The organism is Dyadobacter sp. HNCC25DJ187 (genome assembly GCF_056895255.1).
In genome coordinates this window covers 330394-342669 of sequence record NZ_JBXHAT010000001.1, presented here as the reverse complement: position 1 = coordinate 342669, position 12276 = coordinate 330394, and the positions used below count along the sequence as shown (strand labels likewise).

Annotated in this window: 7 protein-coding genes; 5 read left to right on the top strand and 2 right to left on the bottom strand. The window is 44.1% G+C overall.

Going from position 1 to position 12276, the window contains the following annotated elements; all coding sequences use genetic code 11:
• The first annotated feature begins 16 nt into the window (after positions 1 to 16).
• The 3 genes from AC1XUE_RS01300 (at position 17) to AC1XUE_RS01290 (ending at position 4999) form a co-directional block, all read left to right on the top strand.
• Positions 17 to 3013 carry a SusC/RagA family TonB-linked outer membrane protein gene (locus AC1XUE_RS01300; RefSeq protein WP_483354121.1) on the top strand — a complete coding sequence of 999 codons (2997 nt, stop codon included), beginning with the start codon at positions 17 to 19 and terminating at the stop codon, positions 3011 to 3013.
• Between the two features lie 22 nt (positions 3014 to 3035).
• On the top strand, positions 3036 to 4619 hold the full coding sequence (locus tag AC1XUE_RS01295) for a RagB/SusD family nutrient uptake outer membrane protein (protein ID WP_483354120.1): 1584 nt from the start codon (positions 3036 to 3038) through the stop codon (positions 4617 to 4619).
• 65 nt (positions 4620 to 4684) lie between these two features.
• A complete protein-coding gene (locus AC1XUE_RS01290) occupies positions 4685 to 4999 on the top strand; it encodes a hypothetical protein (protein WP_483354119.1) in 315 nt (104 codons plus the stop codon).
• A gap of 259 nt (positions 5000 to 5258) precedes the next feature.
• Here the strand turns inward: AC1XUE_RS01290 and AC1XUE_RS01285 are convergent, their stop codons facing one another.
• The gene (locus AC1XUE_RS01285) at positions 5259 to 6818 is read right to left on the bottom strand and encodes a GNAT family N-acetyltransferase (RefSeq protein ID WP_483354118.1); all 1560 of its coding nucleotides are present in this window, start codon (positions 6816 to 6818) and stop codon (positions 5259 to 5261) included.
• Positions 6819 to 7277: 459 nt separating this feature from the next.
• Here AC1XUE_RS01285 and AC1XUE_RS01280 point away from each other — a divergent pair, with 459 nt between their 5' ends.
• Complete coding sequence (locus tag AC1XUE_RS01280) at positions 7278 to 9425, top strand: hypothetical protein (protein WP_483354117.1); 2148 nt, start codon at positions 7278 to 7280, stop codon at positions 9423 to 9425.
• 203 nt (positions 9426 to 9628) lie between these two features.
• Here AC1XUE_RS01280 and AC1XUE_RS01275 read toward each other — a convergent pair whose 3' ends face one another.
• Positions 9629 to 11356: an FAD/NAD(P)-binding protein gene (locus tag AC1XUE_RS01275; RefSeq protein WP_483354116.1), complete on the bottom strand. Its 1728-nt coding sequence runs from the start codon at positions 11354 to 11356 to the stop codon at positions 9629 to 9631.
• 107 nt (positions 11357 to 11463) lie between these two features.
• On the opposite strand from AC1XUE_RS01275, the gene AC1XUE_RS01270 reads away from it, so the two are divergent.
• Positions 11464 to 12276, top strand: coding sequence for an MOSC domain-containing protein (locus tag AC1XUE_RS01270; protein ID WP_483354115.1), 813 nt, complete (start codon positions 11464 to 11466; stop codon positions 12274 to 12276).

Below are 12276 nucleotides of genomic sequence, written 5' to 3'. Positions count from 1 at the left end.
CTCTAACCTAATCAAAATGAAAAGAAAATTATTGAGGATTACACAGCGTATTCCCGCCTTCCTGTTGTACAGCATGGGGCTCATTCTGTTGCTTTCTGGTGCAGTAATGGCCGCCGACCGCCAGATCACCGGGACTGTAACTTCTACAGAAGACAACAATCCTTTGCCGGGTGTTTCTGTTGTCGTGAAAGGAAACAGCACACTCGGAACTGCCACCGATGCGGAAGGTAAATTCAGATTGACAATTCCCGAAAATGCAACACTTGTGCTGAGTTACATAGGATATGTAACTCAGGAAGTCGCAACTGGCAATCAAAATACTTTCAACATTGCACTCGAATCCGACCAGAAGCAACTGACAGAAGTCGTTGTGGTTGGGTATGGTACGCAGAAAAAAGGCGATGTTACCAGCTCAATTGCGAGTATTAAAAGAGAAGATTTTATTCAGGGAGCCGTTCGTGATGCATCTTCTCTGATCCAGGGAAAAGTGGCAGGATTGCGGATTACAACGCCAAGCGGATCTCCTACTTCGGAGAATCAGATCAACCTTCGTGGCATCAATTCCATCAACGGAACCAGCAATCCGCTCATCCTGATCGATGGTATTCCAGGGGGATTAAATACTGTAGCTCCGGAAGACATTGAATCTGTTGACGTATTGAAAGACGGTTCTGCGGCTGCAATCTACGGTACACGGGCTACAGGTGGTGTTATTTTGATCACGACCCGTAAGAATCGGTCTGCTGCGAACCGTACCACAGTTGAATACAATAACTATGTGAACTTCCAGACTATCGCACGTCGTCCCGAGCTTCTAACTGGTGATGACTATCGTCAGAAAATATCGGAAGGTATTGCTTACACCGATTACGGTGGCAACACGGACTGGCTGAAAGAGATTATGCAAACGCCTGTCAGCCATAACCACAACCTTACATTCTTTGGAGGTAACAACCAGACCAACTTCACGGCCTCTGTCAACTACCGTAATTGGGAAGGGATTTTCCTTCGCTCCGGCCAAAACCGTTTCACCGGTCGTGCAGATCTCAACCACTCGATGTTCAATAACAAGTTAAAAACGAACATCCAGATTATCAATCAGGTCAGAAGAACCAATGGGGCTGTGAGTCCTATAGACAATGATGCTGCTTACGGATACATCTACCGTCAGGCCATCATCCGTAACCCTACTGACCGCGTAAGAACGGAAGCAGGGGGCTGGCAGGAAAGGGATGGATACTTCTACGAAAACCCTGTATCGAGAATCATGGAGTCCAACTACGATGCGACTTTCAAAGAGATGCGGATGAGTGGAAGTCTGGATTATGCTCCGATCGACGACCTGAATTTCAAATTGCTTGTATCTAATGTACGGAATGACAATCTGGAAGGTAGTTCTACCACATTCAATCATACCAATACAAGACTAAGTAATCAGAATGCTACTGCATTCAGAGGCACTACTGCCAACAACGAAAACTTACTGGAATTTACAGGGAATTATGCCAAGACATTTGGAAAACATCGCTTCACGGTACTGGGTGGTTATAGCTGGCAGGATGCTACCAACGAGTGGTTCGATGCAAGCAACTGGGATTTTCCGACTGACGCATACGACTGGAACAATCTCGGAGCAGGTGGTGCTTTACAAAGAGGACAGGCTTCTATGCGAAGCAATAAGAGTAAATGGCAGCTTGCCGGATTCTTTGGCCGTTTGACTTACAGCATTGACGAAAAATACCTTTTCATGGCAAGTATACGCCAGGAAGGTTCGTCACGTTTCGGCGAAAACCATCAATGGGGTACTTTTCCAGCCGCCTCTATCGGATGGAGACTAAGTAAGGAGAAGTTCATGCAAGGCTTCCAGAACGTATCTGAGATTAAACTACGTGCAGGTATCGGAGTAACCGGTACCATTGCAGGTAATCCATACTTATCACAGATCAGCTATAATTTTGATCGTGCACAGGGTGCATTTGTAGGTGGTAAATGGGTGCCTGGCTTCAACCCGGCGCGTAACTTCAACCCAAACCTGAAATGGGAGAAAAAAGAGGAAATTAATGCGGGTATCGACTTTGGTTTCTATAAAAATCGCGTCAGCGGTTCTATTGATTACTACAGCCGTAACGTGAAGGATTTGCTTTATAATTTCCCTGTACCTGTTCCACCCTACCTGACAGCCAATATGCTTATCAATGCAGGACGGATGAAGAATGACGGTATAGAGGTATTACTTAACATCGTTCCTGTTCAGAAGGATAATTTCCAATGGAATACGGGCTTTACCTATTCAAGCAACAGAAACAAACTGGTCAGCCTTTCTAACGACCAGTTCCAGGCAGCGAATGATTTCTTCGATGCAGGTGCTACGGGCGAACCTATTCAAACGTCGACACATCGCGTACAGGTGGGTCAACCTATTGGCAGATTCTTCGTATGGAAAAGTGTAGGTATCGATGACAATGGAGGATGGCTCATTGAAAACAAAGCGGGTGAAGTTATTCCTATCGTGAATGCCAAACCGGAAGATCGTCAGTATTATGGAAATGGTATTCCAAAACACAATGCAGGCTGGAACAACTCCGTGCGTTATAAGAATTTCGATCTATCAGTAAACATGCGCGGAGCTTTTGGTTTCGACGTACTCAACTTCCAGAGCATGTATTACAACAATACCAGAAACAAAGCCTACAATATGCTGAAGACTGCATATGATCCTATCGATGGCAAGGTGCTGAATAATGACCTGGTATATGTGTCGCATTATATTGAAAAAGGAGATTATTGGAAAATTGACAACGTGACGTTTGGTTATTCTTTACCTGCCAATACCATCAAGGGCATAAAGAATGCGCGCATTTTCGTATCAGGACTTAATCTTGCCACGATCACAGGTTACACCGGTATCGATCCTGAGGGTGTTCGTATCACCGGCTTCGACCCAGGCAATGACCACCGCGACAAGTACCCTACCACGCGTACTTTCACCGCCGGACTTAACGTAACATTCTGATCAACAAAACCTTTTTGAAAAGATGAAAAGTAACAAAACGAAAATCATTATGCTGGCTTCACTGTTCGGAGCAGCAACGCTATATTCCTGTACAGACCTGAACGAAGAAGTATATTCTGAGGTTCTGGCCAGCAGTTACCAGCCTACCGAAAGGGATTTGCCAGCTATTGTAGCACCGGTATATTCATCACTGCGTTCTTTGATGCTGGGATGGCATGGCTACTTTGACTTGCAGGAAGAATCGGCAGATGCCATTGTAACACCTTCCCGTCCGAATGGGTGGGATGACGCCGGAACCTATAAGCGTATGCATTACCACACGTGGACGTCCCTGCAGTCTCAGCCAGCCAATGCCTGGGGCAGTTCTTACAGGAGTATTACCACTGCCAACCGGGTACTTTCGCAGATTGCAGATAACGAAATACCCATTACAGCCGGGAAAGAAGCAACCATTGCGGAACTGAGAGCAGTACGTGCACTCGCCTACTATTTGCTGCTGGACAACCATGGCAATGTTCCCATAGTAACCGATTTCAAGGATATCAACCTGCCAAAGCAAAGTACCCGCAAAGAGGTTTATGATTTCATTATCAAGGAACTTACGGAAGCCATGCCTAACCTGAGTGAAAATGCATCAACCACTTACGGACAGATGAACAAATGGGCAGCCAAGGCGTTACTTGCAAAAATTTATCTGAATGCGGAAGTATACACAGGTACAGCGGAATGGGCTAAAGCGATAGAGCAGGCGAATGAAGTGATAAACAGTGGCAAGTACATTTTGGATCCTAATTATTCGGACATATTTACCTGGAATAACTTCAATTCCAAGGAGATCATCTTCGCAGTTCCTTATGACGAAATTTACGGAACCGGAAATCAGATCCACATGAAAACCCTTGATCCGTTAAGCCAGTCGGTGTATCCGATGAACGCCGGACCATGGGGTGGAAACTGTGCCGTTCCTCAGTTTATCGATACGTACGACGCGGCAGATTCGCGTCTTGCTGATACCTGGATCATGGGTGCCCAGAGAAGTGCTGCAACCGGAAATGTTGTCATTACTTATGGCAAAGCCGTTCCTAGCATTGAAAAAACGGCTTCCACTGACGGCTACAGAATCGGCAAATACAAGATCAAGCCAAACGCAACCGGTTCACTTGATAATGATTTCCCATTGCTCCGTTACGCGGATGTGCTGATGATCAAAGCCGAAGCATTACTAAGAACCGGAAAGGCGGATGAAGCTGCAGTCATCGTAACAGATGTTCGCAAAAGAGCATTCAAAGCTAACCCTGCCAAAGCAACCGTAACGGGTGCTGATCTTGCCAAAGGAAGTAAGTATAACTACGGTATACAAGCAGTAGACGGTTCGATTACAGAAGTTCAGGGAGGAGACGACGTAAAATTCGGCCGCTTCTTTGATGAGTTGGGATGGGAATTTGCAGCAGAGGCGCACCGTCGCCAGGATATGATCCGCTTTGGCGTTCATCAAACGAAGAAGTGGTTCAACCACCGTCCGCAGACACAACAGCGGACATTGTTCCCTATACCACAAGGTGAGCTGGACAAAAACACAAACCTGAAGCAAAATCCGGGTTATTGATCAAGGATTAGTAGCGTACATTGAATAAGCATTTGTTTAATTAATCACTTATAAAACCAGCGTTTATGAAAAGTTTAAGAATCATGCTTGCAGCTGTTATGCTGCTTTGTACAACTCAGTTCAATACCAGTACGTCCAAGCCGATGGCATCATGGGCAAACGGAGCCTATTGTGGATACAGTGGATTACCGTTCTATGCAAAAATCAACGTTTTCAATGATGTACCAACCATTGTTGAAATCAGAAATATGTCGGGTGCGGTGGTTCCATACACTCTCCATTCCCTCAGCATACAGCCAACAAGCGAAGGTGTATTTTCGATCAGTATCACCGTTGGCGGAACCCATTACGTAGGAGCAATCTACACAAGTTCCTGCTAGGATTAGCCCTAAGACAAGACAAGTTAAATTTGGTTAGGTGGTTTATAATCCTGTTCTGAGACGTCAAAGTTTAGGAGCAGGATTTTTTTGTGGAAACAACTTCATCGCCTACTGCGATTTGTAATCGGAGTCTAAATGGTCTAGCGTTTGTAGCGCGATTCTCGCAAACAGGGATCTCATACATGTTTTAAACATATATGAGATCCCTGAAATAGTTACCTTAAAGAAATTTTTACAGGACATTTATTCCAAGCCATCTCTACAATTTGTCTTTGCTCTCGATTCTGCGCATGATTGAATAAATGTCGGTTCTTCGGTCTTTCAAATTCCGTACACTTCCAAACTGGTTCAGTTCCCGTAACATATCAATATCCACGTCTGCAATCAATATCATTTCTGTATTTGGGGTCGCTTCGGCTTTTATACCATTGGTTGGGAAAGAAAAATCGCAGGGAGTAAATACCATGGACTGCGCGTACTGAATATCCATGTTGTGAACCTTTGGCAAATTCCCAACACTGCCGGCAATGGCTACATAACATTCATTTTCAATAGCCCTGGCCTGGGCGCAGTTCCTTACCCGTGAATAGCCGTTTTGCGTATCAGTCAGAAAAGGGACAAACAAGATATTCATCCCTTCATCTGCCAGGATGCGGCCAAGCTCCGGAAACTCAACGTCATAGCAAATGAGTATGCCAATTTTTCCGCAGTCTGTATCGAAGGTTCTCAGCGTGTTCCCTCCCTGCATACCCCATACTTTTGCTTCGTCGGGCGTTACATGCAGCTTCTCAAATCGTTCGATACCACCGTCTCTCTTGCACAAATAACCTACGTTATAAAGGCTGTTCCCTACTACCTCGGGCATGCTTCCGGTAATGATATTGATATTGTAAGAGATGGCGAGTTCAGAAAACCGGCTAACAATTCTGTCTGTATATTCCGCAAGCTTTCTGATTGCGTCGGGTTCGGCCAGATGGTTATAATCCGACATCAAAGGAGCATTGAAGAATTCGGGAAACAGCGCAAAATCACATCTGTAACCAGACACTGCATCCACGAAATACTCTACCTGCTGCATGAGTTCGTCAAAATCGTTGTACAGCCTCATTTGCCACTGTACTAAGCCTAACCTGATAATTGATTTTTTGAAAGCAGCCTGATCCGAAAGTTTCTCGTAGTAAACATTGTCCCACTCGAGTAACACCGCATATTCATTTGAATCCTTATCGCCCTCAAGATAGCCTTGCAATATTCTGGCAGGGTGAAAATCGTTGGACAGCTGAAAATTCAGAACCGGGTCGTGTATGTCTTTGTTACGTACCTTTTCAATATACTCTTTCGGGGAGATTGTGGCCGAATATTGATGGTAATTTGGGATGCGGCCCCCAAACACGATCCCTTTTAGATTTAATTTCTCACAAAGCTCTTTTCTATAATCGTATAAACGTCTTCCTAAACGCAGTCCACGGAACTTCGGACGTATAAATACATCAATTCCGTATAAAATATCTCCTTTGGCCGTGTGCGTATTGAAACTATAGTTTCCGGTAATTGCCCTGTAGGTATGTTTGGAATCAACTTTTTCATAGTCGACAATAATCGATAATGCACACCCGGCGAGCTCATTATCAACTCTTATACCTACCTGGCCTTCGTGAAAAATGTTGATCAGGGTGTTGATGTGATGTTCCTTCCAATACGCATTTGGCATGCTGGAATAGGTCTCAATCATCATCTCTTTTATTTCTTCATAGTCAGAAGGCTTTAGAAAAACCAACTCAATATTCTCGATTGATTTGTTGTCTTTGTTTGTTTCCATATTTTATTTTGTCCATAATCGTCTATTTTTCAGTCGATTAAAGGTGATTGGTTTTTGCTGTTACAGCTGATTAATTTTAAATTTTTAGCGATCATTCTATCAGGACACCCAATTGGGCCTTCTACAAAATAGCAGGGGCGATTTAGATCATGCGTCACGAAAAGAGGTTAGAGGGAAACACTAATGAGGTGATAATAAATAAGCAGATCCGGCGGATGATAGCATTTAAATATAATTGTACATAAGGACCATTGTGGGCAATACGCTTGAAGATAGCAATTAATACGGCCTGAATCAAGCTCCGAATCGACTAGGCCCGAACCGTGCTCGCCCTCGCTTGCCCCGATTAGCAGCTAAAAAGATCAGTAAAAAAAATGTCTTCTAACGGGTAATTATCCGACGTATCTTCTTTTGTGGTTCTATTATGGCATAGCCACAAAGAACACAATTCATTCTGCAATGATTACCAGTACATTACAAAAAATCTGCTTTGGCTTACTCATTCCCTTCGGAATATTGACACAAGTCAACGCCCAAAAAATCAACCGGAAGCAGGTCGTAGACCGGCATAAGGTGGTTGTCAAAACTGCTGACACGCTCAGTTCGCTCACAGTCGGAAACGGCTCGTTCGCATTCACAGCCGATGTAACCGGACTTCAAAGTTTCCCTGAGTATTACCAAAAAGGCGTGCCTCTTGGGACGCAATCGGAATGGGGATGGCATAGCTATCCTAATCCGGAGGCGTATAAGTTTGAAGAGACCCTGCAGGACTATGAACAGTTTGGTAGAAAAATATCCTACTCGGTACAGGGGAAAAGTCAGGAGCGAGGAAAGCAGGCTACCGAATATTACCGTGTCAATCAACACCGGTTACAATTGGGTAATATTGGTTTGGATATCCTTAAAAAAGATGGTTCGCTGGCAAAGATCGCAGACATCAAAAATATCAACCAGACACTTGATCTCTGGACAGGTAAACTTACAAGTCAATTTACTGTAGAAGGTGTAAAAGTAGTGGTAACAACAGTGGCCCATCAGCAGTCAGATGCCATTGCATCCCGCATTCAGTCTGATCTTTTAAAACAAGGCCGTATCAAAGTTCGTCTCCGTTTTCCCTATCCCAATGGCGCCTTTAAGGACGAGGGCAGCTTTTATGGAAACAGCAACAAACATCTTTCAGATATTCGTAGCCAAACCCAAAACGGAGCGGTGATTCAGCATCAGCTGGACACAACCATTTATTCCATATCTACCCGGTGGACCGGCATTGCAAAAGCAGAACAACAATCCACACATTACTTCACGATCAGTCCGGGAAAAAATAAGGGCACTTTTGATATAACATGTCTGTTCAGTCAGGAAGCACCTACCTCGGTTCCGTCTTTTGAACAAACCAATGTGAGCAGTCAAACAGACTGGGAGAAATTCTGGCTATCCGGAGCAGCTGTAGATTTCCAGGGCAGCACCGACAAACGGGCCAATGAACTGGAACGACGCGTGGTTTTATCCCAATATCTGACCAAAGTACAATGCAGCGGCAACTTCCCTCCACAGGAAACAGGACTTACCTACAACAGCTGGTATGGCAAACCACACCTGGAAATGTACTGGTGGCATGCAGCCCACTTCGCTTTATGGGGGAGAGCACAATACCTGGAAAAAAGTCTCGCCTGGTATGATCAGATTGCAGACAAAGGAAAAAAACTTGCACAGCGACAGGGATTTGAAGGTATTCGGTGGCAGAAAATGACCGATCATCAGGGAGAAGAATCACCTTCCTCTGTAGGTTCCTTTTTGATTTGGCAGCAACCGCATTACATTTATCTGGCAGAACTGGCTTATCGTGACGAAAATGATAAAGCGAAACTTGAACGCTATAAAGACCTTGTGTTCGCCACTGCCGACTTTATGGCATCCTTTGCACATTTTGATTCCACAACCCGGAAATACAATCTTGGCAAAGGAATCATTCCGGCCCAGGAGTGTTTCGATCCGATGGAAACTTTCAATCCTACTTATGAACTCGCTTACTGGAGTTGGGCCTTGCAAACAGCCCAGCAATGGCGCACACGCACGGGACTACCCCGAAATGAAAAGTGGGATGAAATTATCAATAATCTGGCTCCTTTACCTGTGAAAGATGGCGTGTACCTAGCAACGGAAAGTACACCCGATTGCTACGAGCCTGGAAACAGAAGACTGAATGACCACCCTGCCGTACTAGGGGCTTTCAGTACGCTGCCAGCAGTACATCAACTGGATGAGCCCACGATGCTTCGCACATTCGATCTGGTCGAAAAGGTGTGGAACTGGGATCATACGTGGGGATGGGATTTTCCTTTGGTTGCCATGACTGCAACACGTTTGAAACAACCGGAAAAGGCCGTGAACGCCTTATTTAAAAATATCACCACCAATACCTATTTACCAAACGGACACAATTATCAGGATGGACGCCTGACTATATACTTACCGGGTAACGGAGGCATCCTGGCTGCCGTTGCACTGATGTGCGCAGGGAGCGAAGGACAATCAGATATGAATCCGGGATTCCCAAAGGATGGTAGCTGGAAGGTGAAGTGGGAAGGTTTGCGCAAAATGCCGTGAGGATTGGTTCTGATTAAGCGAAGTCTACAAGTTGATGTGCAAGGAACCCAGCAAATCCGGGATTACCTTATTTTTATCACGAAGCACTGTGATGTGTGAATCGTTGGTAATCCCGGATGGGCTACAGTAGAAATGGTAATCTTCGGTACCATTATCCATCCTATATATTGCCGAACAGAGGATATTGATACCACAAGCTTAATTCAAACCAACTTTTCAACTTTCTCAGTACTTAGCATTCGGTCTACAATTTTATTCGATGCCTCTTCACAGAAATCTAAACCCGAATAATCAGGGTTATAGCCTCCTATATAAGGGACTGCCATGATGTATATACGCTCATTCGGTTTTGAATCTTTACCTACAACCTGGAACTCATCGGTAATCGTAACACCAGGAACTGTAAGATAATAATGTTCATCACTGCCCTGACTAACTTTTTTACTTCCCTCAGCTACTTGTTTACTTCCGGCGTCATCTGACTTAAAGCGGAGCTTGGCAGGACTGATCGTGTCGTTTTCCAACATACTCTTAAATGGGAAATCATCATAAGACAAATGAGGTTGGCCCACACAATCTATAAATGTCTGATAGTAAATTTTAAGCTGATGACCTTGTTCATCTTCATAATGATAAGTAGCACCACCGTGTTGTTCGGGAACCACTTCGCTATCGTCACCTACAGACACTATTTCAAGCCTGCCCGCATCATTCAACGCAAGCAGTTCTTCACATGAACTTTGAGGTACAAACGCGATGACAATAGAGATCAATGGCATAAGAGACTTTTGCAGCCTTTGCATATCTTCAGCCGAAAAATACTTTGCAGGGTAATTCAATGCAAAACTTAACGTAGCAAGCATTTCCTTCCAATGTATTGACTCTCTTTTGTCGATCGATTCCTGCGCTTCAGTATATTCTTCCCTAAACAAGTCAAAAGCTTCCCTCCGCTCCCGTCTGCCCATCATGGTTTCTACGAAATCCTCCAGGTTCATGTGTCGGATCTTCTCATAAAACGCTGGCTGCTTTTCTATAAATTGTTCCTTAAAATCTTTGTCAAAAACGAAATCAAGAGAGAGGAAACCTCCATTTTGTTTCCTGTTAGCATCCAGCTCCTCTTCTGAAAGCAAAGAGTCCATAGACAACAGCGGCTCTTCAAGGTGAAAACGCACTGCCGGCAGCAATCCGTTGCGGGAATGCATCACGATCCTGAAATCCTCAGAACCATCTGCTGCTTCAAATGCTGTTTTACCATTAGGCAATTTTTTAAATTCTCCGTTCGATCTGCCCAATGTCCTGATCGCGTCTATAGCAGTTAATGATGAGCCTCTGACTGCGATGGCATGATTGAGTTTTAGTCTCAGTTTCGAAGGCGGATAGGGAGAATCAAAATAACCGGTAATTTTTTTTTCATTCTTATTCGGCCATTTATGACCTGTACATATCACAACTTTGTCAAATGTTTCAATCTCTTTTCCTTCCACCTTCACTCCTACCTGACCATCCATGCTGTTATCAATAATATCTACCACCTTAGATCCGTAATGTATACGGGTGACTAAGCCTATTTCTTCAGATTTCTCAATCAAAAGATGAAATTGAGCATTCAGATATTGCCCGAAGAAAAGTCGGGGTAGCACCTTATATTCATTGAACTTATCTTTGTCGATATGAAAGGTGGTAAGTTGCTTATCTTCCAGTGTTTGTACCCACTCTTCAATGGAGGTGACGATCTCCGGAATTTCATTATCCGAAACATTGGTGATATGCTCTTTATTAGCTCCTTCGGTGCTGTAGGGCATTCCCGATCCAAGTTGGTTTTTGGATTCAAATATATCAACTTCAATGTCTGGCTGTGCTGACTCAATCAGCTTTTTATAGAGGAATAGTGCACTCGGACCGCCGCCGAGAATCGCAATTCTGGTTTTCAATTTCGTTTGTGTTTATTGTGATCGTATAGCCACCGGGCCTCTAAAAAGCTGATGTAAACAATTGTACCAGCGTTCACGCAGGAATGATTTTTTAATCCGTTCAAATCATGAAAAGCCTGTCAGAAACCCTTTATTTGTCCCAAATATGGATATATCCCGTCAAGTCATTGGCTGGTATTCGTTTATCGTCAGCTCAAATAGATTATCAAGGCTTGCGCTATGATCGTAATTGGATGATTGTGGATAGTAACGGGACATTTCTTTCTCAGCGAAAAGTCCCTGAAATGAGTCTTTTACAGGTAGCGATGCATGCAGAGGGAATTGAAATATTCTTAAAGAAAGAATCGGATCAGCGTCTTTTTGTACCATTTCAAACCGGGTCATCAGCATCTATGGAGGTAAAGATATGGGACGATCATCTTTGGGCGGATCATGTGAGTGAGCAAGCTGACAATTGGCTTTCAAATCGCCTCAATCGGGATGTCAAACTCGTGGCTTTGAACCAAAATGCTAGAAGAGTAACACAAGTCCATTTCGGAAAAAGCGTTCCTATTCGTTTTATGGACGACTATCCGTTACACTTAATTTCTGAAGCTTCCTTAAATGAACTGAACACACGCCTTTCTCAAACGATAGGAATAGAACGCTTCCGGCCCAATCTGGTCATTGCAGGCAATTCACCCTATGAAGAAGATACCTGGCAAATCCTTTCTGTCGGAGATGCTATAATAGAAATGGCGACATCTTGCGAGCGTTGCGTTATGATCAATATTGATCAGGACACTGCAGTCAAAACCGTAGAACCGCTTAAAACCCTATCCACATTTAGGAAAGAGGATAAAAAGATATTCTTTGGCAAAAACGTATTTTGCCTTCAGGTGGGTAATATTGCGGAAGGCGATGTAGTGAAATTAAGCTGA

Excerpts from the sequence above, each read along its gene's own strand:
- AC1XUE_RS01300 (WP_483354121.1), top strand. The coding sequence starts at position 17 with ATGAAAAGAAAATTATTGAGGATTACACAGCGTATTCCCGCCTTCCTG.
- AC1XUE_RS01295 (WP_483354120.1), top strand. The coding sequence starts at position 3,036 with ATGAAAAGTAACAAAACGAAAATCATTATGCTGGCTTCACTGTTCGGA.
- AC1XUE_RS01280 (WP_483354117.1), top strand. The coding sequence starts at position 7,278 with ATGATTACCAGTACATTACAAAAAATCTGCTTTGGCTTACTCATTCCC.
- AC1XUE_RS01270 (WP_483354115.1), top strand. The coding sequence starts at position 11,464 with ATGAAAAGCCTGTCAGAAACCCTTTATTTGTCCCAAATATGGATATAT.
- AC1XUE_RS01285 (WP_483354118.1), bottom strand. The coding sequence starts at position 6,818 with ATGGAAACAAACAAAGACAACAAATCAATCGAGAATATTGAGTTGGTT.
- AC1XUE_RS01290 (WP_483354119.1), top strand. The coding sequence starts at position 4,685 with ATGAAAAGTTTAAGAATCATGCTTGCAGCTGTTATGCTGCTTTGTACA.